Source organism: Streptomyces sp. ASQP_92 (genome assembly GCF_025399895.1).
GTDB lineage: Bacteria > Actinomycetota > Actinomycetes > Streptomycetales > Streptomycetaceae > Streptomyces.
Window position 1 is genome coordinate 180,290 of record NZ_JAODUA010000001.1, and the last position, 26,663, is coordinate 206,952.

Below are 26,663 nucleotides of genomic sequence, written 5' to 3' on the forward strand. Positions count from 1 at the left end.
AAGGCACGCCCGCCGCGTGGTGAAGGGCACGCCCGCCGCATGGCGAAAGGCACGCCTCCCGGTCGACGCGTATAGCAGTCGTGGCCCTGGTTACGGTCCAGTTTGTGAACGGGGTCTTGCGGAGTGGACGTACACCTTGGAGGATCGGACGATCCTCCGATGGCCGCTACCCATCGGCCGGGCCCGGCTCGACCAAGGGAGACTGACCATGAAGCTGCTGCGAGTAGGCGACGCCGGACACGAGCGTCCGGCGCTGCTCGACGCCGACGGGACCCTGCGGGACCTGTCCGGCCTAGTGGCGGACATCGACGGCGCGCTGCTCGCCGACGCGTCTGCGCTCGACCGGATACGGACCGCCGCGGACGCCGGCGCGCTGCCCGCGCTCGACGACCCGGGCGTGCGCGTCGGGCCGCCGGTGGGGCGGATCGGCAAGGTCGTGTGCATCGGGTTGAACTACCACGACCACGCCGAGGAGACCGGCGCCGCGATTCCGGCCGAGCCGGTCGTCTTCTTCAAGGCGGCGGACACGGTGGTCGGGCCGCACGACACGGTGCTCGTGCCGCGGCGCTCCGTGAAGACCGACTGGGAGGTCGAACTCGCCATCGTCATCGGGCGCACCGCGCGCTACGTGGGCGACGACGAGGACCCGCTGGCGTACGTCGCCGGGTACGCGGTGTCGCACGACGTGTCCGAGCGGGAGTTCCAGATCGAGCGCGGCGGCACGTGGGACAAGGGCAAGAACTGCGAGACGTTCAACCCGCTCGGGCCGTGGCTGGTCACCCGGGACGAGATCCCGGACCCGCAGGCGCTCTCGCTCCGGCTCTGGGTCAACGGGGAGCTCAAGCAGGACGGGTCCACGGCGCAGCAGATCTTCTCCGTCTCGGAGGTCGTCCGTTACGTCAGCCAGTTCATGACGCTGTACCCGGGCGACGTCATCAACACCGGTACGCCCGCGGGGGTGGCCATGGGGCAGCCCGAGCCCAAGCCGTATCTGCGGGCGGGGGACGTCGTGGAGCTGGAGGTCGCGGGGGTGGGGCGGCAGCGGCAGGTGTTCAAGGACGCGTGAGCCCTCCGGGGGTGGGGGGTCGGGGGGGGGGCTTGGGCCTGGCGGCCCTTCGCCCCCTTTCCCACCCGCCCGCCCGTTCGGCGGGGTCGGTCGGCTCGGCGACCTGTGGGTGGTGCGGGTTTCGTCGGCGGCCGGCGCCCGGTGGTCGTGACGCCCGTCGGCGAACCCCGGCCACCGCGCAGCCGCCCCCGATCGTGACGCCCCCTGCGGCCCCCCGGGGCGGTTCGCGTGTTGTGGGTTCTGCCGCCGGACGGGGGCCGGTTCGTGCGTGTCTCGGGGGATCTTTGGGATTAAGTTCGCATATTGCGTCTATGCGAAATACGCCAGGGATTCGGAAAAGGGCGGCCACCGCCTCGGCCGTCGTCGTGGGGGCGGCGGTCGTGGTCGGGGCGATGGCCACGTTCGGGTTCGCCGATCCGTTGCCGGACGGGCTCGGGCCCTGCAAGGGCAGCAACTGTCCGGTGGTCCCGTATCCGGACCCCAACAACGGGTCGCTCGCCGGCCGGGACAACAACATCAACGTCTTCGTCGGCGGTGACTTCCTCGTGCGGCAGGCCGCCGCCGAGGCCGAGGGCAAGGTCGTCGTCCTCGGCAAGTTCGACCAGCACAAGGCGACCGGGGTCTCCCAGGTCTACAACGTGGGCGTCGCCGGCGTCGGCTCCCGCGTGCCGCCGGACAACGGCACCGACTTCCTCACCGCCGGTCAGGACGTCGTTGTCGCCGCCGGGCAGCGCCTGCTCGCCGAGGAGGGCTCGGTCTCCGGCGTCGTACGCCACGGCGGCACGCTCACCGGCACCGTCCGGCCCCGGGCCGTCCACGACCCCGACGCCGCCGCCCCCTACGCCCGGCTCAAGCCGAACCTCGCCGCCGCGAGCCACTGCTACGCCTACGTCGACGGCAAGCCGCGGCACGCCACCGGCACGGCCAGGAACAACGGCAACGAGACCCTGTTCACCGGGGACGGCACGTCCCATCTCCAGGTCTTCAACGTCGACTTCGACCTCGCCGGCCCCGGCGGCCGGGCGCAGGGGTTCCTGTTCACCGGGATCCCCGCCGGGGCCACCGTGCTGGTCAACCTCACCGGCGACGTACGCGAGATCAACACGTACATGGGGATGCTCCCGGCCGGGCTCCGCGACCGGCTGCTCTGGAACTTCCCCGACGCCGAAACGGTGCGGCTGCGCGGCAGCGGACAGTTCTCCGGCAGTGTGCTGGTCGGCAACGGCGACAGCATGACGACCGTCACACTGCCCGGCGTCAACGGGCGTTTCTTCACGGTCGGTTCGCTCGTCCACACCTCCGTGGTGGGAGGGGGCGGCGGGCAGGAGTTCCACGCCTACCCCTTCAACGGGGACCTGCCCAGCTGCCGGGGCGAGGAGCCGACCCCCTCGCCCACCCCGCCCACTCCCGAGCCGCCGACGCCCGAACCGCCCACGCCCACGCCCGAGCCACCCACCCCCGAGCCGCCGACGCCCGAACCGCCCACCCCCACCCCCGAACCGCCGACCCCGAGCCCCACGGACTCCGAGGGCACGAGTACCGGCGGGGCCTCGGGCGGGAACGACGGCGGCAGTGACTCCGGCGGGAACGGGACCGACGGCGGCGGCGAACTCCCCGACACCGGAACGCCCTCCGGCACCACGATGCTGATCGGCGGGATCGCGGTCACCCTCGTCGCGGCAGGCGGCGTCACCCTCGCCGTGACCCGTAAGCCCAAGGGTCTGAGGAGGATGCGCTGAGGAGGCGTAACTGAGGAGTGTTCCTGGTGTTCCTGGTGTTCCTGGAGAGCTTTCCTGAGGAGCATTTCTGAGGGGGCCGGGTGGAGGGGGCTCAGGGGCGGGACCGCCTCAACTGCCTTGGTGGTCGCGGCCGTTGACGCATCGCGTCAGCGCCTCGACCACCAGGGCGTGGTCCTCCGCCTGCGGCAGGCCCGACACCGTCGCCGTCCCCACGATCCCCACGCCCTCGACCGTCACCGGGTACGAACCGCCGTGTGCGGCATAGAGGTCGGGGTCCAGGCGCGACGCGTCCTCGAAGGTGGTGCCCTTGGCGCGGAAGCGGGCGCCGACCAGGAACGAGGGGGCCGCGTAGCGTTCGGCGACCCGGCGCTTGCGGTCGATCCAGGCGTCGTTGTCCGCACTGGAGCCGGGCAGCGCGCACCGGAACACCTGCCGCGCCCCATGGTGTACGTCGATCACGACCGGCGCCCCGCGCTCCACGGCCAACTCGCGCAGCAGCAGGCCGAGTTCCCACGCGTCCTCGTAGCTGAACCGGCGCAGGACGAGGCGCCGCTGCTCGGCTTCGAGGGCCGCCACCGAGTTGGCGGACGGTTGTCCGCCCGTCGTCGTCGGGGCCGGGGATCCGGCGTCCTGCGCCCGGCGCGGACTCCGGTCCCCGCCCTCGGCCTTCTCCGGCTTCGCCGTCGTGTCATGGGCCCTCACAGCGCCACCTCCACCGTCACGCCCTCGCGGGCCGAGCGGCGGGCCGCCTCCAGGACGTCCAGGGCGGCCGCGGCCTCGTGCGCGGTGACGGGCGGCTCCCCGCCCTCGCGCAGGGCCTTCGCGATCGCGGCGTAGTACGCGGGGTAGTCGCCCGGCGCCGTCCGCACGGGCCGGCCGCCGCCGGTCAGGGGCGACTCGCCCGAGCCGATCCGGCCCCACAGCGACTCGGGCTCCACGCCCCACGGCTTACCCGCCGACGGGCGTTCGCCCTCGCGCAGCGCCGCCTCCTGCGGGTCCAGACCGTACTTCACGTATCCGGCCGAGGAGCCCAACGCCCGGAAGCGCGGGCCGAGTTGGGCCGTGGTCACGCTGACGTACAGGTGCGAGCGGACGCCGCTCGCGTGGGTGATCGCGATGAAGGTGTCGTCGTCGGCCTGGGCGCCGGGGCGGCGTACGTCGGCCTCCGCGTAGACGCGCAGCGCCGGGCCGAACAGGACCAGCGCCTGGTCCACGACATGGCTGCCCAGGTCGTAGAGGAGGCCGCCGATCTCCGCCGGGTCGCCCGACTCGCGCCAGCCGCCCTTGGGCTCGGGCCGCCACCGCTCGAAGCGCGACTCGAAACGCTGGACCTCGCCGAGTTCGCCGTCCGCGATCAACCGCTGAAGGGTCAGGAAGTCGTTGTCCCAGCGGCGGTTCTGGAAGACCGAGAGCAGCAGGCCGCGCTCCTCGGCGAGGGAGGCGAGCTCGCGCGCCTCGGCCGCCGTGCCGGCGAGCGGCTTGTCGACCACGACCGGCAGGCCCGCCTTGAGGGCGCCGGTCGCGACCGGGACGTGCGTCTTGTTCGGCGAGGCGATCACGACCAGGTCGAGGCCGGCGTCGTACAACTCCTCGGGGGAGTTCGCGAAGCGCAGCGCGTCGCCGTGCTCGGCGCGGGCCTGCGCCCGGCGCTCCGGGTTCGAGGTGACGACCGTGTCCAGGGTCAGGCCCTCGGTCGCGGCGATCAGCGGGGCGTGGAAGACGGAGCCCGCGAGGCCGTAGCCCACGAGTCCCACGCGCAGGCCGTCGGTCTGGGGAGCGTTCATGGGATCCTTCATGGCATCCACTTAAGCAACGCTGTTGCCAAAGTGCAAGCAAGAGGGACAATGGGTCGGTGAACAGGAGCACTACGGGCGCGAACCTGCCGGCGCTGCGCAACCACAACGCCGCGCTCGTCCTCGACCTGCTGCGGGCGGCGGGCGAGCAGGGCATCAGCAGGCTCGAACTCGCCGAGCGCACCGGGCTCACCCCCCAGGCCGTCAGCAAGATCACCGGGCGGCTGCGGGACGAGGGCACGGCCACCGAGGCGGGCCGCCGCGCCTCCACCGGCGGCAAGCCCCGCACCGTGCTCAAGCTGGTGCCCTCCGCCGCGCACGCCATCGGCCTGCGCCTGGACCGCGACGAGCTGACCGCGGTCCTGGTCGACCTCGCGGGCACTCTCGTCGGCGCCAGGACCGTACCGCTGGATCTCGGCGCCAAGCCCGCGGACGTGGTGGAGACCGCGGCCGCCGAGGCCGAGGCGCTGACCGGCGGGCGGCGGGTGCTCGGCGTCGGCGTCGCCATGCCGGGCCCCCTCGACCACGACAGCGGGGTGCTGCACCGCGTCACCGGCTTCCCGCACTGGAACGGCTTCCCGCTGCGCGACGCGCTGGCCGAACGGCTCGGCCGGAAGGTCTTCCTGGACAAGGACACCAACGCCGCGGCCCTCGGCCTGGCCCTGCGGGCCGGGAGCCGGGCGGGCTCGTTCGCCTACATCCACCTGGGCAGCGGCCTCGGCGCCGGGCTCGTGCTCGGAGGCGCGGTGCACCGCGGCGCCCGTACGGGGGCCGGAGAGTTCGGGCACCAGACGATCCTGCTCGGCGGGCCCGTGTGCGGCTGCGGCGGACGCGGCTGCATCGAGGCGCTGTGTCTGGCCTCGGTCGCCCGCGGGGACATCGCGGCCGCGGCCCGCTTCCTGGGCGTGGGGGCCGCCAACCTCGTCGGGCTCCTCGACATCGACGAGATCCTGCTCGGCGGCCGTACCGTCACCGCCGACCAGGACACCTTCGTACGGGGTGTGGGCGCGGTCGTCGAGGAGCGCGCCCGGCGCGGCGGCGCCCCCGCGATCCCGGTCGGCCCCGCCGCGGGAGGCCCCCACGCCGTGGCCGAGGGCGCGGCCCAGCTCGTGCTCGTCCCCGTCTTCGGGCGGGCGGACGTGGCGTATCCCCAGCCGTAGGAGTGGACGCGGCGCCGCTCCGGCCCGCGCTCACGGGCTTACGGGCTCACAGGTTCGTAAGCCCGTAAGCCCGTATGACGGGATGATGTTGGGCTGATGGGGCGGTCTTCACGGGCGCCAGGGGGCCGCCCGGACGTGGCGCGCGGGGTGGTGGGCGAGGGCGTGGAAGGCTCGCAGTTCCACGACCCGACCAGACCGGAAGGCCCCCACGGGGCCAGGTCCCCGACCCCCGCACGCCGCGAGCAGCAAAGGCCCCTCATGCGACTGCACACTGCCCTCGTCACCGCAGTGGCCGCCGCCACCATCGCCCCGCTCGCGGGGGTGGCCGCGGCCGACGACGGGGGGGTGCCGCCCGGCCGGCACGATCTCGCGCCGCGCAAGCCGGTCGTCGCCGCAGTGCCCGTCGACCCGCCGCTGTCCGCGAAGCTGCCGCTGTGCGCGAGCCGGACCGGTACCGCGTTTCCGCTGGACACCAGGATCCACGGGGGGCCGGCCGAGTACCACCCCGGCGCTGAGAGCCAGAGCTGGTCGCTGGACCTGACCAACACCTCGCACGAGACCTGTGACGGCATCCATCCCGTGCTCGTCCTGGTCGACCGGGACCGCACCCTGAAGAACTCCCAGCTGCGGATGGACTTCGACGACCCGGCCACCGGCCGCAGGCACCCGGTCACCTTCCTCAGGACGGACGAGGACGAGCACATCGGCGTCTTCGACGACGGTTTCCCCGGGTTCGTCATCGGCGCGGGCAAGACCCTCACCGTGCCGGTGCGGCTCGGCTTCACCGCCGACGCCGTGGCCGACCACGTCACCGCCAACGCCGCGATCGTGCAGCGCCGGGGCGGCAACGGGCAGTGGGTGGGGGAGTCCGGCGACTACCGGTTCGACATCGTGCCCGAGGACGATCTGCTGGAGCGGATCGACTCCGAGCTCGCCGCGACCGGCCGCGGCAGCGCGCTCACCGGCCTCGCGCTCACCGCCGCGGTCCTCCTCGTCGCGGGTGCGGCCCTGGTCACGATGGCGCGCCGACCGCGTACCCGGCGCCGCTGAACGGTGGGGACGGCCCCGGCCGTTCACCTGCCCGTGCGAGCATCGGGCCCGTGGAAAACCCGAACGACTCCCTGACCGGCTACCCGGAGAACCAGGCCCCCGGCGCCCCCATCCGCTCCGGCATCCCGGACCATGGGCGCATCCCCAAGTACTACGCCGTCAAGGCTCAAGTCGCCCTGCTGATAGACGAGTTGGCGGAGGGCGAGGCGCTGCCGACCGAGCGCGACCTCGCCCTGCGCCACGGGGTCGCGCGGGAGACGGTGCGGCAGGCGCTGCGCGAGCTGCTGCTCGAAGGCAGGCTGCGGCGTCAGGGGCGGGGCACGGTGGTGGCCGGCGCCAAACTGGAGCAGCCGCTGTCGCTGGCCAGCTACACCGAGGGCGTGCGCCGCCAGGGCCGTACGCCCGGACGCCACCTCATCACCCTCGAACGGTTCCCCTGCCCGCCCGCGCTCGCCGCCGAGACCGGGCTCCGGCGGGGGGAACCCGTGTGGCACATGGAGCGGGTGCTGCTCGCGGACGACGAGCGGATGGGTCTGGAGAGTACGTACGCGGCGGTGTCCCGGATGCCGGACCTGGACACGGAGTTCGAGCCCGACTCCTCCTTCTACGCCTATCTGCGCGATCGGCTCGGGCTCGCGCTCGGGGATGTCGACGAGCGCATCGAGACGGTGCTGGCGACGCCGCGGGAGGCGTTGCTCATCGGTACGCCTCCCGCATTGCCGATGCTGCTCATTCATCGGGTTTCCCGGGATGCGGAGGGGGTGCCGCTGGAGCGGGTCCGGACGCTGTACCGGGGCGACCGCTTCTCCTTCACCACCCACCTGGCCCGCTAGCCCCTTCCAGGCGCCGTTCCCCGCGCCCCCAACTCCCTTTGGCCCTCGCACCGTGCGGGGTTCCTCGCGCAGTTCCCCGCGCCCCCAACTCCCTTTGGCCCTCGCGCCGTGCGGGGTTCCTCGCGCAGTTCCCCGCGCCCCTGAACCCGCTCTCGGTCTGCGGACCGTGCCCGCGTCTTGCGCAGTTCCCCGCGCCCCCAAAACACGTCTTCGGCTGCGGAGCGCGGGTGGCTGGTCGCGCAGTTCCCCGCGCCCCTGGCTGCTCGGTGCGGGCCAGTGCGGGACACCTCAGCCTGTCATGGGGGTCCCCCCTGGCCCTTAAGGCCTTGGGGGAGTTTGAGGACGAGCGCCGTTCAGGCGCGAATGGGGTCTGGGGCGGAGCCCCAGGGGCCCGGCTTTCGGCTGCGGACCGTGGTCGCTTCTCGCGCAGTTCCCCGCGCCCCTTAACTACTCGGTGCTGGCCCGCACGGGGCATCTCAGCCCGTCCGGCGTTTGAGGACGAGCGCCCTTTAGGCGCGATCGGGGTCTGGGGCGGAGCCCCAGGAGGGCCGGAACCTTTCAATCCTGGGCTTACGGGCGGGTGGGTGGGTGAGGTGCCTCGGGGTCTGGGGCGGAGCCCCAGGGGGCGGCCGGAGCCAGCCAACCCCGCCGCGCGGGTGGGTGGGTGGGTGGGAAAACGGGGCGGCGGGGTAACGGTCACGTAACGGGTCTAGTCCAAGCTTGGGGGCCCGTTCACCGGGCCGTCGCCGCGCGGACCGGCGCGAGACACCCACCCCGAGGAGCGTTGCCGTCGTGAGAGTCATCGTCGTTGGAGCCGGCGTGGTGGGAACCATGCACGCCTGGCACGCAGTGAACCGCGGCCACGAGGTCGTACACATCGAGCGCGAGAGCCGGGCACGCGGAGCCTCGCTCCGCAACTTCGGCCAGATATGGGTCAGCGGCCGCGCCGGCGGCGAAGAACTGGAGACCGCGCTGCGCGCCCGCGACCTGTGGGAGGGCATCGGCGAGCGCGTACCCGGGATCGGGTTCCGCCCCAACGGCTCGCTGACCCCGCTGCGTACCGAACTGGAAGTCGCCGTCGCCGAGGCCGCCGTGGCCCGCGAGGACGCCGGCGCCCGCGGCTACCGGATCGTCACCCCCGCCGGGGCCCGCGCCCTCAACCCCGCCCTGCGCGGCGAGTTCACCGCCGCCCTGTGGTGCGAGCGCGACGCGGCCGTCGAACCCCGTACCGCCCAACTCGCCTTGCAGGACGCCCTGTTGGCGTCGGGACGGTACACCTTCCTGGGCGGGCGGGAGGTGCGGGACGTCGGCGGCGGCGCGGGCGGGCCCGCCGTCCGCGACGACCACGGCGACACGCACCAGGGTGACGCCGTCATCCTGTGCACCGGCGCCTGGCTCGGCGGGCTCGTGCGCGAACTCGCCCCCGACCTGCCGGTGCGCCGCGTACGGCTGCAAATGATGCAGACCGCGCCGCTCGGCGAACCGCTCACCACCTCCATCGCGGACGCCGACAGCTTCCGCTACTACCCGGCGTACGCGAGCGAGGCCCTCGACGCGCTGAACGCCGGGCAGGCCCAGGATCCCCTCGCCGCCGCACACAGGATGCAGCTCCTGATGGTGCAGCGCGCGGACGGCGGGCTGACCATCGGCGACACCCACGAGTACGAGCACCCCTTCGCCTTCGATGTGCTGGAGGAGCCGTACGACCACTTGGTCAAGGTCGTCGAGTCCTTCCTGGGGCGGCCGCTGCCCAGGATTAAGCGGCGCTGGGCCGGGGTCTACGCCCAGTGCGCCGACACCACCCGCGTCGTGCACCGCGAGCAGGTGCGGGACGGCGTGTGGCTGGTGACCGGGCCGGGCGGGCGCGGCATGACCTGCTCGCCCGCCATCGCTGAGCGCACCGCCAACGAGCTGGGCTGGTAAGGGAGTTGAGCGAGATGAACACCTACGATCTGGTCGTCCTCGACATGGCGGGCACCACCGTCGCCGACGGCGGCCTCGTCGAGCGGGCCTTCGCGAGCGCCGCCGCACGCCTGGGCGTCGAGCCCGGCTCCGCCGAGCACGCCACCATGCTCGACCACGTCCGCGCCACCATGGGCGAGTCCAAGATCTCCGTCTTCCGTCATCTCTTCGGCGACGAGACGAAGGCGCGGGCCGCCAACACCGCCTTCGAGGAGGCGTACGGCTCACTCGTGGACGGTGGGCTCCTCGCGCCCGTCCCCGGCGCCCGGGAGGCCGTCGAGCGGCTGGCGTCCGAGGGCCGGACCGTCGTCCTGTCCACCGGCTTCGCCCGCGCCACCCAGGACGCCATCCTCGCCGCCCTCGGCTGGCAGGACCTCGTCCCGCTCACCCTGTGCCCGGCCGACGCCGGGGGCCGCGGCCGCCCCTACCCCGACATGGTGCTCAGCGCGTTCCTGCGCACTGGCGCGGTCGACTCGGTGCGCCGTGTCGCGGTGGCCGGCGACACCTCGTACGACATGCTCAGCGGCGTACGGGCCGGGGCGGGCCTCGTCGCGGGCGTGCTGACCGGCGCCCACGACAAGCAGGCCCTCGTCTCGGCGGGTGCCACCCATGTGCTGCCGTCCGTCGCCGAACTCCCGTATCTGATAGCGGAGTTGGAGGCCGGCGAGTGAGCGGCGCCGCCCCGCCGGGTGCGCCACGCGGCGGCATCCGCTTCGACGGCGTCACCGTCGCCTACCAGCACGCCGTCGTTCTCGACTCGCTCGACCTGACCGTGGAACCCGGCGAGGTCATGGCCCTGCTCGGCCCCTCCGGATCCGGCAAGACCACCGCGCTGCGCGCCGTCGCCGGATTCGTCCAGCCGGCGCGGGGGCGGGTGTTCATCGGCGACCGCGACGTGACCCACCTGCCGCCGTACCGGCGCGGCATCGGCATGGTCGTCCAGCAGTACGCGCTCTTCCCACACATGAGGGTCGAGGACAACGTCGCGTTCGGCCTCAAGGCGCACAAGGTCCCCACGGCGCGGATCCCGGAGCGGGTCACCGAGGCGCTCGCGATGACCGGCATGGACGGCTATGCCAAGCGCTATCCGCGTGAGCTGTCCGGCGGTCAGCAGCAGCGCGTCGCCATCGCCCGCGCGCTCGCCATCCGCCCCGGCGTCCTCCTCCTGGACGAACCGCTCTCCGCGCTCGACGCCCGGCTCCGCTCCGGCATGCTCGCCGAACTCGCGCGCCTGCACCGGGAGTTGCCCGACGTCTCCATCCTGTACGTCACCCACGACCAGGTCGAGGCGCTCACCCTGGCCGACCGCATCGCCGTCATGGACCGAGCCCGCCTCCAGGACTGCGGAACCCCGCAGGACCTCTACCGCCGGCCCCGTACCGAGTTCACGGCGTCGTTCGTGGGCAACGCGAACCTGCTGCCGGTACGGGTGGGTTCGGGCTCGGTGCTGTTCGGCGACACCGAGCTGTCGGTGGCCACCGACGAGGCCGCGTGGGGGTCGAGCGCCACCCTGTGCGTGCGCCCGCACCTGGTTGGGCTCGGGGCGGGCCCGAACGCGCTGCGGGGGACGGTCGCCGAGGTGCAGTGGCGGGGCTCCACGCACCGGCTGTACGTCGATGTCGACGGGCACCGCGTGAAGGCGGACGTCCGTGAACTCAAGGTCACCCCGGCGATGGGCGATGAGGTGACCCTGCACTTCGCCCGCGAGGACGCGGTGCTGCTGGCCGCGGGGGTCTCCCATGGCTAGCCCCTCACGCCCGGCCCCCGCCGCGCTCTGGGCGCTGCCTCCCGTCGCCGTCCTGGGCGCCGTCTTCCTCTACCCCCTCGCCCTCGTGGTGCGCCAGTCCCTCTCCCCGGACACCGGGGGCACCTCCCTCCAGGCCTACACCGATGTGTTCGCCTCCGCCGCGTTCCGCGACGCGCTCGGCACCACCGTGTGGCTCGCGGTCGGGGCGAGCGCGGGGTGCCTCGTGCTGGGCTTCGTACTCGCGCTCGTCATCGCGTTCGTGCCGTTCCCCGGCGGCAAGGCCGTCGCCCGGTTCATCGACGTGTTCCTCTCCTTCCCGTCCTTCCTGATCACGCTCGCCCTGCTGTTCGTCTACGGCACGGTCGGCATGGCCAACGGGCTGTGGGACGACGTCACCGGCACGACCGGGGGCGGACCCTTCCAGTTCCTGGGCACCCCCTGGGGCGTCCTGCTCGCGGAGATCACGTACTTCACCCCGTTCGTCATGCGGCCCCTGCTCGCCGCCTTCTCCCAACTGGACACCGCCCAGCTCGAAGTGGCGTCCTCGCTGGGGGCGCGGCCCGCCCGGATCGTGCGGCGGGTCATCCTGCCCGAGGCGCTGCCCGCACTCGCGGCGGGCGGCTCCCTGGTCCTGGTGATGTGTCTCAACGAGTTCGGCATCGTGCTGTTCACCGGCGCCAAGGGCGTCACCACGCTCCCGATGCTCGTCTACAGCAAGGCGATCCTGGAGTCCGACTACCCGGCCGCCTGCGTCGTGGCCGTCGTCAACATCGCGATCTCCGTCGGCCTGTACGGCCTCTACCGGGTGGTGAGCCGCCGTGTTGGTGCATAGCCGGGGCGGCCGATGGGCCGCGCGGACCGTCTTCTTCGTCCTCTTCCTGCCCGTCTTCGCGCTGCCGCTGCTCGTCGTGGTGGCCGCGTCGTTCGCCACGAACTGGTCGGGCGCCCTGCCCTCCGGGTTCACCACCGGCCACTACGCGGCGGCGACCGGCGGGGAGTCCCTCCAGGCGCTCACCACCAGCCTGGTCACCGCGCTCGCGGCGAGCGTCCTCGCCCTGGTCGTCGGCTCGTGGGCGGCGCTCGCCGCGGCCGCCCTGGACAAGGGCGGACGGCGCTTCATGGACGCCCTGTTCGTGCTGCCCGTGGCGGTGCCCTCGGTGGTGGTCGGCCTCGCCGTGCTCGTGGCGTTCTCGGAGCCGCCGGTCCTGCTCAACGGGACGCGCTGGATCGTGATCCTGGCGCACACCGTCCTGGTCACCGCGTTCGCCTACCAGTCGGTGTCGGCCGCGGTGCGCCGCCTCGACCCGATGTACGAGCAGGCCGCCGCCAGTCTCGGGGCGCGGCCGCACCAGGTGCTGTGGCGGGTCAAACTGCCCCTGCTGCTGCCGTCCCTGACGGCGGCCGCCGGGCTCTGCTTCGCCCTGTCCATGGGCGAGTTGAGCGCCACCGTGATGCTCTACCCGCCCGACTGGACCACGCTTCCGGTGCGGATCTTCGCGGCCACCGACCGCGGCTCCCTGTTCACCGGCGCGGCCCTCGCCGTGGTCCTGATGGCGACGACGCTGCTCGTCCTGTTCGGCGTCTCCCGCATCCGCACCCGAGCCTCCTTCCGCTGACCCGCTGACGCAGCACCCCCGCTGACCCGCTGACCCGCCGCCCCCCTGCCCGGCGGCGCCGCTGACTCGCCGACCCCTGACCTCTCGCCCACCTGACCAGGAGCCCCGAACGTCATGCCCAGAAACACCCTCCCCGCACTCAAGCCGCTCGCCGCCGTCACCGGCGGCCTCCTCCTCGCCGCCGGCCTCTCGGGGTGCTCGGGCGCCTCCTCCGCCGACGAGAACGCGAAGACCGTCACCGTGTACAGCGCGGACGGCCTCAAGGGCGAGAAGGGCGACGGCTGGTACGACCAGGTCTTCAAGGACTTCGAGGCCAAGACCGGCATCAAGGTCCAGTACGTCGAGGGCGGCTCCGGCGAGATGGTGCAGCGCGCCCTGCGCGAGAAGTCCAACACCCAGGCCGACCTGCTCATCACCCTGCCCCCGTTCATCCAGCAGGCCGAGGGCAAGGGGCTGCTCCAGCGGTACGTACCGGCGGGCGCCGACAAGGTCGACGGCGGGTCCAAGTCGCCCGACGGGACCTGGACCTCGGTGGTCAACAACTACTTCGGGTTCATCTACAACAAGAAGGAGCTCAAGGAGGCCCCCAAGAACTGGGAGGACCTCCTGGACGCCCGCTACAAGAACAAGATCCAGTACTCCACGCCCGGTGTCGCGGGCGACGGCACCGCCCTGCTCATCAAGGCCATGCACGACTTCGGCGGCAAGGAGGCCGCGATGGAGTATCTGCGCAAGCTCCAGGCCAACAACGTCGGCCCCTCCTCCTCCACCGGCAAGCTCGCGCCCAAGGTCGACAAGGGCGAGCTGCTCGCCGCCAACGGCGATGTGCAGATGAACCACGCCCAGTCCCGGACCATGCCCAACCTCGGCATCTGGTTCCCCGGCACCACGAGCGGCACCAAGCCGTCCTCCTTCGGCCTGCCCTATGCGGCCGGACTGGTCGCCCACGCCCCGCACGGCGCCAACGGCAAGAAGCTCCTCGACTTCATGCTGAGCGAGCCGGCTCAGAAGCAGGTCAGCGCGACAGGCGGCGGGTTCGCGTCCCGCACTGACATCAAGGCCACCGACGCCAACGCGGTCGCGCTCGCCCAACTGATGCGCGGGGTCGAGATCTTCCAGCCGGACTGGATGGACATCGCGAAGAACCTGTCGCAGTACGTGGACGCCTGGAAGAGCGCGACCAAGAGCTGAACCGGGCCGTCTCCCGGCCGAGCCGCGCGGACCGGGCCCGACCGGGCCCGAGCCCCGCCGGGGACCGAACCGTGATCGGCCGGGTCGGGATCGGGGGTTCCTGACTAGGCTGGGGGCGCCGGCAACGCACAGTGCGGTGCGCCGGAGTCCCCAGCTGAAAGCTCATCAGCGCGAGAAGACCGCGCAGAACGCAGGAGTCCGCACCCATGGCAGAGCGCAAGCCGATCGAATCCTGGCTCACCGACATGGACGGTGTCCTCATCCACGAGGGCACCCCCATCCCCGGTGCGGACGCCTTCCTCAAGACGCTGAAGGAGTCCGGCCGCCCCTTCCTCGTCCTCACCAACAACTCGATCTACACCCCGCGCGACCTGCACGCCCGGCTGATGCGGATGGGTCTGGACGTGCCCGTCGAGAACATCTGGACTTCGGCGCTCGCCACCGCGAAGTTCCTCGACGACCAGCGGCCCGGCGGCACCGCGTACGTCATCGGCGAGGCCGGCCTGACGACCGCGCTGCACGACATCGGGTATGTCCTGACCGACCACGAGCCGGACTACGTCGTCCTCGGCGAGACCCGTACGTACAGCTTCGAGGCGCTCACCAAGGCGATCCGGCTGATCAACGCGGGGGCCCGGTTCATCTGCACCAACCCGGACGAGACCGGGCCGAGCCAGGAGGGCCCGCTGCCCGCCACCGGCGCGGTCGCGGCCCTGATCACCAAGGCGACCGGCAAGAAGCCGTACTTCGCGGGCAAGCCCAACCCGCTGATGATGCGCACCGGCCTCAACGCGATCGGCGCGCACTCCGAGACCAGCGCGATGATCGGCGACCGGATGGACACCGATGTGCTGGCGGGTCTGGAAGCGGGCATGCAGACGTTCCTGGTCCTGACGGGCCTGACCCGGCCCCAGGACGTGGAGTCCTACCCGTTCCGGCCTTCCAAGATCGTCGACTCGATCGCCGATCTGGTGAAGCTGGTCTGACCCGTCCCATGGGCGGGCGGTTGGTCCGTCCGGCCCAGCCGCCACGCCCTCGGGATGCGGAATGCGCGGCTTGCCGTGAATCTCGGTTACAGGAGGTTCACGATGCGCATCCGTCCCATCACATTGTGTGCGGCCGTGGCGGCCGCCGCCCTGACCGTGCTGCCCGCGTCCCCCGCGGTGGCCGAGTCCGAGCCGCACGGATCGGTGCGGGTGACCCCCGGCGCCATCGCCCCCGGCGGGGAGGTGGACCTGCGGGTCAGCGTGTGCAGAGGTCACGAGGCGATCGGCTCGTCCGACGCCTTCGTCTCGGAGGCCCGCTTCACGCCGGCCGGGGACGACGGTCTCTTCGCCAAGGCCCGGATCCGCTCGGACGCGCAGGACCGCGACTACGACATCTGGGTCAACTGCAAGGACAGCTCCGGCAAGGCGAGCGGCCGGCTCACCGTGATCCACGGCGACCACCACGGCGATCACCACGACGACCACGGGCGACCCACCCCGTTCCGGCCCGTGCACGCGGGCGGCGGCGGCGCGGCGACGCTCGCGGCGCAGGAGCCCAAGGAGCAGGGCCCCGGCACCCGGCACGCGGTGATCGGCCTCGCCCTGGCGGCGGTCGCGGCGGTGGCCGTGGCGTCGCGCAGCGTACGGCGCCGGCGCGGCGGCGGCTGACATGTCCTCGGCACGGGGCAGTGGGCGGCTGGTCACCGGCCTCGCCTGGGCCGTGCTGCTGCTCGGCCTGTGGCTGTGGGGCCGGGACGTCACCAATGGTTCCGGCAGCACTTCGGGGCCGATCACCGGTGACATAGCCGCCGTGGGCCGGCCCCTCGGCGTACCGCTGCCGCCCGCCCACGCTCCGCTCAAGGGCGCGACGCCCCAGCGCGTGGAGATCCCCTCCATAGGCGTCACCGCGCCGGTCGTGCCGCGCGGCCTGGACTCCGGCGGCGCGGTCGACCCGCCCCCGTACGCCCAGGCCGGCACGGTCGGCTGGTTCGACGGCGGCACCCGGCCCGGCGAGGCCGGCGCGGCCCTGCTCGTCGGGCATGTGGACACCGAGAGCCGGCCGGCCGTGTTCTACGGCCTGAGCGCGGTCCGCCCCGGCCAGCGGGTCAAGGTGACCGGCGCCGACGGCACGGTCGCCGAGTTCACCATCGACGACGTCCAGGTCTTCCCCCGTAGCCACTTCGACGCGGCCCAGGTGTACGGGCCCCGACAGCGCGGGCGCGCCGAACTGCGATTGATCACCTGCGGCGGGACGTACGACCGCACGACCAAGTCGTACACGGCGAACGTGGTCGTCTCGGCCTATCTGACCGACGCGAGGGACCCGGCCCCTTCGAAGCCGCCGCAGCCCTGACCGCCCGGCGCGACCCGCGGGCCGCCGCACACGGACCATCCCGCCGCACGGGGCCCGGCCGAAGGGCCGCTGACGGACTCAACCCGGTCAAGGGGGCCTGAATGTACGGAAGTTGGGCACGCCGCCGAAGGCGGACCGCGATCCGGGCGGGCGCCCCGGCCGCCGTCGCGGCCCTGCTCGCCGCCGGGTGCGGAGGCTCCGGCGAAGGCCGTACCCCGGCCGCCGCGAGCGCCACCCCCTCCCCGCTCGTCACGTCCGACGGCCCGTTCTGGGTCGACCCGAACACCAACGCGGCACGCCAGCTGGCCGCGTACACCCGCGCCGGGGACAGCGGCAGGGCGGCGCTGATCCGGAAGATCGCCGAGCAGCCGGTCGGCGCGTGGATCGCGGGCGAGCACCCCGAAGCGGCGGTGCGCGCCGCCACCGAGGCCGCGGCGAAAGCCGGGCGGACGGCGCTGCTCGTCCTCTACAACATCCCGCACCGCGACTGCGGCCAGTTCTCCCGGGGCGGCGCCCCCGACGGCGACGCCTACCGGGCCTGGGTCGACGAGGTGGCCCGGGGCATCGGCGAGCGCCCCGCCGCCGTCGTCCTGGAACCGGACGCGATCCTGCACCTCGTCGACGGCTGCACTCCCGAGCCCTTGCACGCGGCGCGCTACGCCCTGCTGAAGGGCGCCGTCGAGCGGCTCAAGCAGCAGCCCGCGACGAAGGTGTACGTGGACGCGGGCAATGCGGGGTGGCGCTCCCCGAACGCCCTGGACGAGCCGCTGCGGCGGGCCGGGATCGAGAGCGCCGACGGGTTCGCGGTCAACGTGTCCAACTTCCAGACCACCCGGGCCAGCCGGGAGTTCGGGGAGCGCCTCTCGGCGAAGGTCGGCGGCAAGCACTTCGTGATCGACACGAGCCGCAACGGCAACGGCCCGTACACCGAGGGCGACCCGGCCGAGAACTGGTGCAATCCGCCGGGCCGGGCGCTCGGCGAGCGCCCGACGACGGACACCGGGAGCGGTGTGATCGACGCGTATGTGTGGGCGAAACGCCCGGGGGAGTCCGACGGGCCCTGCCGGGGCGGGCCCCCGGCGGGTGCCTGGTGGCCGGAGTACGCCCTGGCTCTGGCGGGCAACTCGCGCTGACGGCCGGCGCCGGCCGGGTCGGGAGACGACCGAGGCCCCCTCGCCTGAGCGAGGGGGCCTCGGTGGTGCGTGCGCCGCCAGGGACTCGAACCCCGGACCCGCTGATTAAGAGTCAGCTGCTCTAACCAACTGAGCTAGCGGCGCCTGCTGACCTGGAAAACCTTACCGGACTCCGGAGGGTGGTTTTGACCAGCGCCACGCTGTCAGATGTTCGTTTTATCCCTTTCGTTCCGTCACACTGCGACGTGTGCGGACAGTCGGGACACCGCGCGCCCGGCGCCAGCGCGGAAAAGACAGTCGAAGTCGCCGAGAACGGAACGAGCGGGAGGGGCAGCGGATGGAAGCCAGTACACCGGGCCCGGTGTTCGAGGACTACGAGCCCGCCGGGGCGTGCGGCTGCCGGGGCTGCGCCGACCGGCGGCGCACCCGGCTGCTCCCGGTGCGTGACGGCGGCCACCCCGCGGCGAACGGCGGCGCCCGGCGCGCACTGCTGGCGGCCACCGCCGCGTCGGTGGTGCTGAGCGGTGGCACGGTGGCCGCGGCCGCCCCCCACCCGGTGCCCGACGGTCCGGGCACCAACAGGACCGCCGACCCCGGGCCCCCCACCGAACAGGGCGGCCCCGCCGGACTGCACGGCGCACCGGGCCGGCCCGCCAACCAGCCCGCCGAGCTGGCGCCCATCACCCGGGCCGAGATCATCAGCCGGGCCAAGACCTGGGTGACCGCCGCGGTGCCGTACAACATGGAGGCGTACTGGAGCGACGGCTACCGCCAGGACTGCTCGGGCTTCGTGTCGATGGCGTGGAACCTCGGTACCAACGAGTGGACGGGGAGCCTGGCGAAGTTCGCGGTGCGGACGACGCGTGACGAGCTCCAGCCCGGCGACATCCTGCTCTTCCACAACCCCGCCAACCCCAACAAGGGCTCGCACGTCGTGATCTTCGGCGGCTGGACCGACTCCACGCATGCCTACTACACCGCCTACGAACAGACCCCGCCCCACGCCCGGGAGCAGGCCACCCCGTACGCGTACTGGAAGGACTCGGCCAGTTACGTGCCCTACCGGTACAAGGCCGTGGCGACCGGTACGGGCGGGGCGGTGCCCGGCGCCGACGCCGAGAGCTCGGCCACTGCGTTCCCCGGAGCCGCCAAGTTCGGGCCCGGCGCCGTCAACGGCGATGTCACCCGGCTCGGCCAGATGCTGGTCAAGCGCGGCGGAAACCGTTTCTACACCGAGGGGCCCGGGCCGCGCTGGGGCTCGGCCGACCTGAACGCGACCCGGGCCTTCCAGCAGGCGCAGGGCTGGACCGGGGCGGACGCCGACGGAATCCCCGGGGAGCGGACCTGGTCGCTGCTCGTCCAGGGCAGGGGCCGGGACATCCCCGCGACCACCCAGGCCCCGCCCCCCGCACCGGCCCCCGCCACCCGGCCGACGCGTCCCGCCTTTCCCGGCCCGAGCCACTTCCGGCCCGGCCAGGAGAGCCCGTACGTCACCCAGCTGGGGCGCCGGCTCGTCGAAAAGGGCTTCGGCACGTACTACACCTCGGGCCCCGGGCCGCGCTGGAGCGAGGCGGACCGGCGCAATGTCGAGGCGTTCCAGCGGGCCCAGGGCTGGTCGGGCGCGGCGGCGAACGGTTACCCGGGCCCCGAGACCTGGCGGCGGCTCTTCGCATGACGGAGGCAAACATGAGCACGCAGAGAACGCCCGAGCCCAACTCCGTTGCCGGTAGCGAGGGTTCGACGTGGTACGAAACCAACTCGGTTGCGCAGAAGCCCGGTTCGATGACCGCCGCCCGCACCGAGAACCCGCCCGTGCCCGACGGACCTTCCGCGCCCGCGCTCACGGCTCCTTCCGCACCCGCGCTCACGCCGGTGGACACCGGGCGGAGGGTGGCGGTGATCCGCAGTGAGAACACGGCCGAGATCCCGGTGCACCTGCTGTTCCGCGACGACACCGGGAACGTCCCGCTCGTACCGGCGGCGGGCGTACTCGCTACCGGCCTGGCCGGCCCGGGTATGGGCACCGGAGACAGGCCCGGCCCGGGCACAACTGCCGTCGGTACGGGTGTCGTTGGTGCGGGTGCCGCGCGGCCGGGCGGGCGGCCGCCCCGGCAGGCGGGGCCGCGCGCCGGGGTCGCGGCGCCCGCCAGACCCGCGACGCCCGTCGACCCGCGGATCGCGGAGCGGCCGGGCCCGGTGGTGGCCGGCCCGGTGGCCGTCGCCGTCGGACTCCTCGCGCTCGCGGGCTGCGCGGCGGTGCTCTGGTGGACCGGCGTGCTGCCCCCCGGCCTCGTTGCACTGCTGCGGCTGCCCGCGCACCCGTACCGGGGGATCCGGCTCGAACAGTGGGGGCTGCTCGCCGTCGGCGTGAGCGTGGTGGTCCTCGCGTTCGGGGGACTCGGCCGGGGCCGGGTCGGCCACGCCTGGGTGCTGTCGCTGTTCGGCGACTACCGCGGCAGCGTGCGGCGCACCGGCCTCGTCTGGATGAGCCCGTTGCTGCTTCGCCGCCGCGTCGACCTGCGGCTTCGGCACTGGCGCAGCGAGCCGCTGGGGGTGGTCGACGCCAACGGCACGGCGCTGCGGGTGGTGATCCTCGTGGTGTGGCGGGTCCGGGACACCGCGCGGGCCGCGCTCGCCGTCGCCGACCACGAGAGGTATCTGCGCGAACAGGTGGAGGCGGCGATGGCCCGGGTGCTCTCGCAGCTCCCCGCCGACGCCTTCCACGAGGACGCCCCCACCCTGCGCAACGCGGAGGCCGTCGGCGACGCGCTGACCCGGCTGCTGAAGTCGGAGGCGGAGCCGGTCGGCATCGAGCTGTACTCGGCGCAGCCGACCCGGATCGAGTACGCGCCCGAGGTGGCGGCGGCGATGCGCCGGCAGCGGGTCGCGGCCATCGACGCCCGGCACCGGGACGCGGTGCTGACCTCGGTGGTGGACGCGGTGGACGACACCGTGCACCGGCTGACCTCACGGGGTCTGGTGGAGCTCGACGCGTATGAGCGCAAGGCGCTGGTGAAGGATCTGACGGTGGCGTTCTACACGGGGAGGGGGGTGGGGGAGGGCTGAGGGGGAGGGTGGAGGGTGGAGGGGAGGGAGAGGGTTAAGGGGAGGCGGGGTGAGGGTGAGGCGTCGTGTCGAGGGGTGGCCTCGCTTCGTGGTGGGCGCCGTACGGCCACGGCCGGGCGGGGACGGTCCGCACGGGCGGCCGCACGGCCACGGTCGGGCGGGGACGGTCCGTCCGGTCCCATCTCGTTGCGTTCTTGGCCTGGACACGTCCAACTCCCGTCAATAATCTGGTACTTGGTCTAGACCGGAACCTGAACTACCGCGCGCGTGCAGCTCCATCCCCGGAACTCCCCCACGTTCTTCAGGAGTGACAGCATGCGAAAGAAGCAGCGGCTCGGTGCCGCTGTGGTGGGGCTCGCCGTCGCCGGCGTGTCCCTGCTCGCGACGGGCAGTGCGAGCAGCCACGGCTACACCGACCAGCCCATCAGCCGACAGAAGCTCTGCGCCAACGGCACGGTCACCGGGTGCGGTGACATCCAGTGGGAGCCGCAGTCCGTCGAGGGCCCCAAGGGCTTCCCGGCGGGCGGACCTCCCGACGGCGCGATATGCGCCGGCGGCAACAGCAGATTCGCCGAGCTCGACGATCCGCGCGGCGGTACGGGGTGGCCCACCACCAAGCTGACGGGCAGTCAGAGCTACACCTTCCGCTGGCAGTTCACGGCCCGCCATGCGACGACCGACTTCCGCTACTACCTCACCAAGCAGGGCTGGAACCCGGCCCAGAAACTCACGCGGGCGGCCCTCGACACCCAGCCGTTCCTCATCGTGCCCTATGGCGGCAAGCAGCCGCCGGGGACGCTGTCGCACCAGGGGGTCGTTCCCTCGGGGCGGAGTGGGCATCATGTGGTGCTTGCGGTGTGGACGGTTGCGGATACGGGTAACGCGTTCTACGCGTGCTCGGACGTCCAGTTCTGACGCCCCGTCACCGAACACCCACCCCGGGGTGCACCCCGCCACCCCGGGGCTCCGCGCCTTGCCCACCCACCCGCCCGTGCGGCGGGGTTGGTTGGTTCCGGCCCTCCTGGGGCTCCGCCCCAGACCCCGTATCGCGCCTGAACGGCGCTCGTCCTCAAACGCCGGACGGGCTGGGTGTGCCCGCACTGGCCCGCACCAGGCAGTTAAGGGGCGCGGGGAACTGCGCGACCAGCCACGCACGGCCCGCAGACCGAAGGGGGTTTTGGGGCGCGGGGAACTGCGCGAGCAACAACGCACGGCCCGCAGCCGACCGAGGTTTTCAGGGGCGCGGGGAACTGCGCGAGAAGCGACCACGGTCCGCAGGACCGAGAGGGTCTAGGGGCGCGGGGAACTGCGCAACCCACCGCACCCCACCCCGCCCGGCCGCGGGCGGAAGGGGACTGGGGAACCCCAAGACGCGCGCAGGCGCAAAGGGCGCCCAGACGTGCCCGGAACGGGTGAATTGTGCGCAAGGCTCCCCCCGCACCCCCAACCACAGTGCGTGGATGGAACCGTGAACCCCCGCCTCCTCCTCCCCGCACTACTGGCCGCCACCACGACCCTGCTGACCGCCCCGGCCCCCGCCACCGCCGCCCAGCTGGGCACCCCCACCCCCCACTTCCACGAATACGTGGCCCTCGGCGACTCCTGGTCCGCCGACGTCACCGTGCTCGGGATCGATCACACCTACGCCCCCTCCGGCTGTGCCCAGAGCACCTGGAACTACCCCAAGCAGGTCGCCGCTCGGCTCGGTGTCCGGACGTTTCGGGACGCTACGTGTGGGGGTGCCACCACCGTCGAGATGACCGCGCCGCAGAACGTCGGCCACGTACCGCTGCTCGCGCAGGGCGTGAATCCGGCCCAGTTCGACCGGCTCACGCCGACCACCGACCTCGTCACCGTCGGCATCGGTGGGAACGACGTCGGCCTCGCCGACACCGCCCTCGGATGTCTCAACCCGCTGCCCGCCCCGCTGGCCGCGCCGTGCCGGAGCAGGTTCGCCGAGCCCGGTGGCAAGGATCTGATGTCCCGGCGGATCGCCGCCGCCAAGTCGCGGATCAGCGGCGTGCTGACGGGTATTCACCAGCGTTCGCCCCGGGCCACCGTGCTGGTCGTGGACTATCTCGCGGGGGTCGCCGACGACCACGGGTGCTACCCGTTGGTGCCGATCCTCGACGAGGACCTCGCCTGGTTCGGCGCCCGCCTCAGGGAGCTGAACGGGATGCTCGCCTCCGCCGCGCGCGAGGGCGGGGCCACCTTCGTCGACACGTATCGGGGGAGTGTGGGTCACGACGTGTGCGCGCCCGACGGTACGAGGTGGGTCGAGGGTCTGGCGCCGCTGTCCAGCCACCCGGTGGGGCCCGCCGTCCCGTTCCACCCGAACCGGCTCGGCGCCGACCATCAGGCCGCAACTGTCCTGCAAACGCTGGGTAGTTGACGTCCTCCCGGTTCGGTGCTGCGCGCACCGAAGGGCCGGTCATCTCCGTGATGACCGGCCCTTCGGGCGGGCGGTGGCGTTGCCGGTGCGGGTTCGGGCAGCCGACCGTCTCCGTCAGGCGACCGTCTCCGTGACCCGCTCCTGGGCCGCGCCGGCGCCCGCCCCCGCCTCGGCATCCCCCTGCGCCTCGGCCGCCGCCTTCGCCGCCGCCGCGGGACCCCGCAGCATCCCCGCCGCCAGCACCGCCGCGAGCACCAGGAGCAGGGTGCCGCCGACGGCCGCGTACTGCATGCCGTGCACGAAGGCCTCGCGGGCCACGGTGGCCAGTGCCCCGTCGGCGCCGGCGACGGCCGCGCCCAGGGTTTCGCGGGCCGCGGCCGGGGCCGAGGCGGGCATGTCGGAGCGGTAGACCGCGGTGCCGATGGAGCCGAGCACCGCCATGCCGAGCGCACCGCCGAACTCCTGCCCCGTCTCCAGGAGCGAGGCCGCCGAGCCCGCCTTCTCGGCCGGGGCGGAGGCCAGAGCCATGTCGGAGACCAGGGCCATCACCGTCACGATGCCCATGCCCATGACCGTCGTGCCGGTCAGCACCGTCCACAGCGAGTCCGTTCCGGCGAGCGTCATCAGGGCGAATCCGACAGAGCCCAGGGCGAAGCCGGCGGCGATGACGTAGGCCCGGTTCACCTTCTGCGCCACGGCGGACGCGGCGGGGGCGGTGGCGCCGATGGCGAGCGAGGGGGCGACGCTCCACAGCGCGGCCCGCAGGCTGCTCATGTCGAGCACCGACTGGAGGTACTGGGTGGTGAAGTAGGACGAGCCCATCATGGCGAACGCGGCGACGGTGTTGAGCGAGATCGCGGCGCCGAAGCCACGGCCCGGGCGGAAGAGTTCACGGCTGATCATCGCGTCGCGCCGGGTGAGTTGACGGCGTACGAACACGGCGCCCAGAAGCAGGCCCACCGCGACACAGACCGTGCTCGTCGTGGAGAAACCGTCGGCCGCGAACTCCTTGAGCCCGTACACCACCGGCAGCACCGCGCCCATCGACAGCGGCACGCCGAGCAGGTCGAACCTCCCCGGGGCCGGGTCCTTGAACTCCGGTACCAGCAGGGGGGCCAGGATCAGGAGCAGCAGCATCGCGGGCACGTTGATCAGGAAGACCGAGCCCCACCACAGGTGTTCCAGCATGACCCCGCTGAGCACCGAGCCGAGCGCGATCCCGCCCGCCATCGCACCCGACCAGATGCCGATGGCCTGCCCGCGCTGCTTGTCGTCGCGGAACATGTTGCGGACCAGGCCCATCGTCGAGGGCATCAGGGTGGCCCCGCCGACGCCGAGCAGGGCACGGGAGGCGATGAGCATGTCCGCGCTGGTGGCGTACGCGGCGGTCACCGACGCGAGGCCGAAGGCACCGGCCCCGATCATGAGCAGTTTGCGGCGGCCGATCCGGTCACCGAGCGAGCCCATCGTGATGAGCAGCCCGGCGAGCGCGAAGGCGTACACATCGATGATCCACAGCTGCTGGGTGGCGGAGGGGTCGAGCTCGCGGCTGATGGAGGGCAGGGCGAAGTACAGGACGGAGACGTCCATCGAAACCAGGAGGAGGGGCAGCAGGAGGACGACGAAGGCCGTCCATTCCCTGCGCCCGGCGCGCAGTCCCGCGCCGCCGGTGGTGCTCGCTGTGGTGCTCGTCGCGTTCGTCATGACAGCAATGTACGAGCGTCTTAAACGCCTGTCTAGTACTAGCGTTTAAGACGTTCGTATAGATCTGCTGGGCGGGGCTCTTATGTGCCGGGAACGGCCCTTCTGTCTGGTCTGTCTGGTCGTCCGCGTCCAGATCGCCCGATCGTGGGTCGGCCCCGGTTAGCCGGCCGGCTCCCAGGGCGGGGTCTGGTTCCAGCCCCACTTCGGGACGGGCACGTCGGCGGAGGCCGGGGGCGGGTTGGGGCCCGAGTAGACCAGCGCCATCCGGGTGCCCCACTCGACGTAGTACGCGAAGACGGCGCGGAACTCGGGGTCGTTCGGCAGCTTCGCCTCGTCGGCGGCGTCCATCAACAGGTCGACCCAGCGCCGCCGTTGCTCCTCGGTGACGCCGCGTCCCTTGTGCATGGTCGCCATATGGGCGTGCCCGCCGTGGTGCGCGCTGTACTCGGCGGGGCCGCCGAACACCTCGGCGAGCCAGACCGCCACGAGGTGGGGGTGTTCGGGACTCGCGTGGGCGAAGACCGGGCCCAGCAGGGGGTCCTTGTGCACCTGCCGGTAGAACACCTCGGTCAGTCGGTCCAGCGCGGCCTGGCCGCCCATCCATGCGTACGGGGTCTGGGTCATTGCGGGTCCCTCCGGGAAGCGGTGGTGTCCAAGGCGCCCAGCCTCACACGCGACCCGACCGCGCGTACGGGGAAATCCTCGTGCGGTCCCCGCGTTCGCCAGGGGGAAGGAGAGGGGCGCCGGGAAGGAAGCCGGAAAAAGACCAAGGGCGTCCTCCCCGAAGGGAGAACGCCCAGGTCACAGACGGTGCGCCGCCAGGGACTCGAACCCCGGACCCGCTGATTAAGAGTCAGCTGCTCTAACCAACTGAGCTAGCGGCGCCTGCTGACAGAGAAAATACTACCTGCTCCCGCGGGGTGCTTCCGACCACCCCCGCCAGGGGTGCGCGGGCCGGTCAGATGGCCAGCGAGAGCACCACGGGGGCGGCCCGGCGGTTGAGGGTGTCGGCCGCGGCGCGCAGGCGGTGGGCGTGCTCGATCGGCAGGGACAGGGCCAGGCATCCCACGGCCGAGCCCGCGGTCAGCGGAACGGCCGCGCAGACCGTGCCGACCGCGTACTCCTGGAGGTCGAGGACGGGCACGGTGGCGGGCTGGCTGTCGAGCTTGGAGAACAGGACCCGCTCGCTGGTGATCGTCCGCGAGGTGAGCCGGGCGATCTTGTGGCGGGAGAGGTGGTCGCGGCGGCCGTTCTGGTCGAGCTGGGTGAGCAGGCACTTGCCGACCGCGCTCGCGTGCGCCGCCGACTTGAAGTCGACCCACTCGTTCACCTTCGGCGCGCGCGGGCCGTCCGCGTACTGGGTGATCTTGACCTCGCCGTCGATGTAGCGGCTGATGTAGACCGCCGCGCCCACCGAGTCGCGCAGCGAGGTGAGGGTCTCCTGGAGCTTGGCCTCCAGGGCCTCCTGGCGGGTGGCGCCCGAGCCGAGCAGGACCATCGAGTCGCCGATCACGTAGGCGCCGTCGGCCACCTGCTCGACATAGCCCTCGCGCCGCAGCATCAGCAGCATGGAGGTCAGATGGGCGGTGGGCAGACCCGTCTCGCGTGCGATCTGGACGTCGGTCACGCCCCCGCCGTGCCTGGAAATCGCCTCAAGCACCCGAAGGACGTACTGCACCGAATGGAACGGCGCGGTGGGCTCTGGTTTCAGCGCCACGGATTCCCCCTAGCAGGTCGAGCTGCGAAGGTGGCAGGTCTGCCGTTCCACGATAGCCGCCAAGACCCGTTTCTGGTGGGGGTGTTGACAAGATTGGTGGCGCGCTCCAGGGCTCTACGCTGGGACGCGCCACCGTGGCATATGCCAGAGTCAT

At 72.6% G+C, this 26,663-nt stretch carries 23 protein-coding genes, 2 tRNA genes and 1 pseudogene; 19 read left to right on the plus strand and 7 right to left on the minus strand.

The window, feature by feature from the left end; genetic code table 11:
- Positions 1-208: 208 nt before the first annotated feature.
- Together N4G70_RS00830 and N4G70_RS00835 are read left to right on the plus strand one after the other, a co-directional pair.
- A complete protein-coding gene (locus N4G70_RS00830; RefSeq protein ID WP_261710395.1) occupies positions 209-1,066 on the plus strand; it encodes a fumarylacetoacetate hydrolase family protein in 858 nt (285 codons plus the stop codon).
- Between the two features lie 311 nt (positions 1,067-1,377).
- A complete protein-coding gene (locus tag N4G70_RS00835; RefSeq protein ID WP_261710396.1) occupies positions 1,378-2,805 on the plus strand; it encodes a choice-of-anchor A family protein in 1,428 nt (475 codons plus the stop codon).
- A gap of 108 nt (positions 2,806-2,913) precedes the next feature.
- On the opposite strand, the gene N4G70_RS00840 is transcribed toward N4G70_RS00835, so the two are convergent.
- Both N4G70_RS00840 and N4G70_RS00845 read right to left on the minus strand, forming a co-directional pair.
- Positions 2,914-3,381, minus strand: a complete 468-nt coding sequence (locus N4G70_RS00840; RefSeq protein ID WP_261711322.1) for a heme-degrading domain-containing protein — start codon at positions 3,379-3,381, stop codon at positions 2,914-2,916.
- Between the two features lie 122 nt (positions 3,382-3,503).
- Positions 3,504-4,589, minus strand: a complete 1,086-nt coding sequence (locus tag N4G70_RS00845) for a Gfo/Idh/MocA family oxidoreductase (protein ID WP_261710397.1) — start codon at positions 4,587-4,589, stop codon at positions 3,504-3,506.
- 68 nt (positions 4,590-4,657) lie between these two features.
- Here N4G70_RS00845 and N4G70_RS00850 point away from each other — a divergent pair, with 68 nt between their 5' ends.
- The 13 genes from N4G70_RS00850 to N4G70_RS00910 all read left to right on the plus strand — a co-directional run bounded on the left by N4G70_RS00850 (position 4,658) and on the right by N4G70_RS00910 (position 17,630).
- Positions 4,658-5,758, plus strand: coding sequence for an ROK family transcriptional regulator (locus tag N4G70_RS00850; RefSeq protein WP_261710398.1), 1,101 nt, complete (start codon positions 4,658-4,660; stop codon positions 5,756-5,758).
- Positions 5,759-6,016: 258 nt separating this feature from the next.
- The gene (locus N4G70_RS00855) at positions 6,017-6,808 is read left to right on the plus strand and encodes a hypothetical protein (protein WP_261710399.1); all 792 of its coding nucleotides are present in this window, start codon (positions 6,017-6,019) and stop codon (positions 6,806-6,808) included.
- Positions 6,809-6,858: 50 nt separating this feature from the next.
- On the plus strand, positions 6,859-7,641 hold the full coding sequence (locus tag N4G70_RS00860; protein ID WP_261710400.1) for a GntR family transcriptional regulator: 783 nt from the start codon (positions 6,859-6,861) through the stop codon (positions 7,639-7,641).
- Between the two features lie 792 nt (positions 7,642-8,433).
- Positions 8,434-9,564 (plus strand): TIGR03364 family FAD-dependent oxidoreductase, encoded by a 1,131-nt coding sequence (locus N4G70_RS00865; RefSeq protein ID WP_261710402.1) that lies wholly within the window; start codon positions 8,434-8,436, stop codon positions 9,562-9,564.
- Between the two features lie 14 nt (positions 9,565-9,578).
- On the plus strand, positions 9,579-10,274 hold the full coding sequence (locus N4G70_RS00870) for a phosphonatase-like hydrolase (RefSeq protein ID WP_261710403.1): 696 nt from the start codon (positions 9,579-9,581) through the stop codon (positions 10,272-10,274).
- Positions 10,271-11,350, plus strand: coding sequence for an ABC transporter ATP-binding protein (locus N4G70_RS00875; protein WP_261710404.1), 1,080 nt, complete (start codon positions 10,271-10,273; stop codon positions 11,348-11,350). The genes N4G70_RS00870 and N4G70_RS00875 overlap by 4 nt, the downstream gene beginning before the upstream one ends.
- Positions 11,343-12,182 carry a 2-aminoethylphosphonate ABC transporter permease subunit gene (locus tag N4G70_RS00880; protein ID WP_261710405.1) on the plus strand — a complete coding sequence of 280 codons (840 nt, stop codon included), beginning with the start codon at positions 11,343-11,345 and terminating at the stop codon, positions 12,180-12,182. The genes N4G70_RS00875 and N4G70_RS00880 overlap by 8 nt, the downstream gene beginning before the upstream one ends.
- Positions 12,169-12,966: an ABC transporter permease gene (locus N4G70_RS00885; protein WP_261710406.1), complete on the plus strand. Its 798-nt coding sequence runs from the start codon at positions 12,169-12,171 to the stop codon at positions 12,964-12,966. The genes N4G70_RS00880 and N4G70_RS00885 overlap by 14 nt, the downstream gene beginning before the upstream one ends.
- Before the next feature lie 114 nt (positions 12,967-13,080).
- Positions 13,081-14,157, plus strand: coding sequence for a 2-aminoethylphosphonate ABC transporter substrate-binding protein (locus tag N4G70_RS00890; RefSeq protein WP_261710407.1), 1,077 nt, complete (start codon positions 13,081-13,083; stop codon positions 14,155-14,157).
- Positions 14,158-14,363: 206 nt separating this feature from the next.
- Positions 14,364-15,143, plus strand: a complete 780-nt coding sequence (locus N4G70_RS00895; protein WP_261710408.1) for an HAD-IIA family hydrolase — start codon at positions 14,364-14,366, stop codon at positions 15,141-15,143.
- Between the two features lie 102 nt (positions 15,144-15,245).
- A complete protein-coding gene (locus N4G70_RS00900) occupies positions 15,246-15,812 on the plus strand; it encodes a hypothetical protein (RefSeq protein ID WP_261710409.1) in 567 nt (188 codons plus the stop codon).
- A gap of 1 nt (position 15,813) precedes the next feature.
- Complete coding sequence (locus tag N4G70_RS00905; RefSeq protein WP_261710410.1) at positions 15,814-16,497, plus strand: class F sortase; 684 nt, start codon at positions 15,814-15,816, stop codon at positions 16,495-16,497.
- A gap of 101 nt (positions 16,498-16,598) precedes the next feature.
- Positions 16,599-17,630 carry a glycoside hydrolase family 6 protein gene (locus tag N4G70_RS00910; RefSeq protein ID WP_261710411.1) on the plus strand — a complete coding sequence of 344 codons (1,032 nt, stop codon included), beginning with the start codon at positions 16,599-16,601 and terminating at the stop codon, positions 17,628-17,630.
- A 70-nt stretch (positions 17,631-17,700) separates the two neighbouring features.
- Here the strand turns inward: N4G70_RS00910 and N4G70_RS00915 are convergent.
- Positions 17,701-17,774, minus strand: a tRNA-Lys gene (locus tag N4G70_RS00915).
- A gap of 193 nt (positions 17,775-17,967) precedes the next feature.
- Between N4G70_RS00915 and N4G70_RS00920 the strand changes: the two genes are divergently transcribed.
- The 4 genes and pseudogenes from N4G70_RS00920 (at position 17,968) to N4G70_RS00935 (ending at position 23,088) form a co-directional block, all read left to right on the plus strand.
- Entirely contained in the window at positions 17,968-19,305 is a 1,338-nt protein-coding gene (locus N4G70_RS00920; RefSeq protein ID WP_261710412.1) for a peptidoglycan-binding protein, read from the plus strand.
- A 131-nt stretch (positions 19,306-19,436) separates the two neighbouring features.
- Positions 19,437-20,696, plus strand: a pseudogene (locus N4G70_RS00925) (SPFH domain-containing protein); the annotation flags it as partial.
- A gap of 315 nt (positions 20,697-21,011) precedes the next feature.
- Positions 21,012-21,611: a lytic polysaccharide monooxygenase gene (locus N4G70_RS00930; RefSeq protein ID WP_261710413.1), complete on the plus strand. Its 600-nt coding sequence runs from the start codon at positions 21,012-21,014 to the stop codon at positions 21,609-21,611.
- Positions 21,612-22,164: 553 nt separating this feature from the next.
- The gene (locus N4G70_RS00935; RefSeq protein WP_261710414.1) at positions 22,165-23,088 is read left to right on the plus strand and encodes an SGNH/GDSL hydrolase family protein; all 924 of its coding nucleotides are present in this window, start codon (positions 22,165-22,167) and stop codon (positions 23,086-23,088) included.
- A gap of 114 nt (positions 23,089-23,202) precedes the next feature.
- On the opposite strand, the gene N4G70_RS00940 is transcribed toward N4G70_RS00935, so the two are convergent.
- The 4 genes from N4G70_RS00940 to N4G70_RS00955 form a co-directional block, all read right to left on the minus strand.
- Positions 23,203-24,792, minus strand: a complete 1,590-nt coding sequence (locus N4G70_RS00940; RefSeq protein WP_261710415.1) for an MFS transporter — start codon at positions 24,790-24,792, stop codon at positions 23,203-23,205.
- Between the two features lie 159 nt (positions 24,793-24,951).
- Positions 24,952-25,416: a group II truncated hemoglobin gene (locus N4G70_RS00945; protein ID WP_261710416.1), complete on the minus strand. Its 465-nt coding sequence runs from the start codon at positions 25,414-25,416 to the stop codon at positions 24,952-24,954.
- A 187-nt stretch (positions 25,417-25,603) separates the two neighbouring features.
- A tRNA-Lys gene (locus tag N4G70_RS00950) sits at positions 25,604-25,677 on the minus strand.
- Positions 25,678-25,750: 73 nt separating this feature from the next.
- A complete protein-coding gene (locus tag N4G70_RS00955; protein ID WP_261710417.1) occupies positions 25,751-26,509 on the minus strand; it encodes an IclR family transcriptional regulator in 759 nt (252 codons plus the stop codon).
- Positions 26,510-26,663: the final 154 nt, after the last annotated feature.

Coding starts and splice junctions, on each gene's coding strand:
- N4G70_RS00830 (WP_261710395.1), top strand. CDS start 209: ATGAAGCTGCTGCGAGTAGGCGACGCCGGACACGAGCGTCCGGCGCTG.
- N4G70_RS00835 (WP_261710396.1), top strand. CDS start 1,378: ATGCGAAATACGCCAGGGATTCGGAAAAGGGCGGCCACCGCCTCGGCC.
- N4G70_RS00845 (WP_261710397.1), bottom strand. CDS start 4,589: ATGAACGCTCCCCAGACCGACGGCCTGCGCGTGGGACTCGTGGGCTAC.
- N4G70_RS00855 (WP_261710399.1), top strand. CDS start 6,017: ATGCGACTGCACACTGCCCTCGTCACCGCAGTGGCCGCCGCCACCATC.
- N4G70_RS00870 (WP_261710403.1), top strand. CDS start 9,579: ATGAACACCTACGATCTGGTCGTCCTCGACATGGCGGGCACCACCGTC.
- N4G70_RS00880 (WP_261710405.1), top strand. CDS start 11,343: ATGGCTAGCCCCTCACGCCCGGCCCCCGCCGCGCTCTGGGCGCTGCCT.
- N4G70_RS00890 (WP_261710407.1), top strand. CDS start 13,081: ATGCCCAGAAACACCCTCCCCGCACTCAAGCCGCTCGCCGCCGTCACC.
- N4G70_RS00895 (WP_261710408.1), top strand. CDS start 14,364: ATGGCAGAGCGCAAGCCGATCGAATCCTGGCTCACCGACATGGACGGT.
- N4G70_RS00900 (WP_261710409.1), top strand. CDS start 15,246: ATGCGCATCCGTCCCATCACATTGTGTGCGGCCGTGGCGGCCGCCGCC.
- N4G70_RS00905 (WP_261710410.1), top strand. CDS start 15,814: ATGTCCTCGGCACGGGGCAGTGGGCGGCTGGTCACCGGCCTCGCCTGG.
- N4G70_RS00910 (WP_261710411.1), top strand. CDS start 16,599: ATGTACGGAAGTTGGGCACGCCGCCGAAGGCGGACCGCGATCCGGGCG.
- N4G70_RS00920 (WP_261710412.1), top strand. CDS start 17,968: ATGGAAGCCAGTACACCGGGCCCGGTGTTCGAGGACTACGAGCCCGCC.
- N4G70_RS00930 (WP_261710413.1), top strand. CDS start 21,012: ATGCGAAAGAAGCAGCGGCTCGGTGCCGCTGTGGTGGGGCTCGCCGTC.
- N4G70_RS00940 (WP_261710415.1), bottom strand. CDS start 24,792: ATGACGAACGCGACGAGCACCACAGCGAGCACCACCGGCGGCGCGGGA.
- N4G70_RS00945 (WP_261710416.1), bottom strand. CDS start 25,416: ATGACCCAGACCCCGTACGCATGGATGGGCGGCCAGGCCGCGCTGGAC.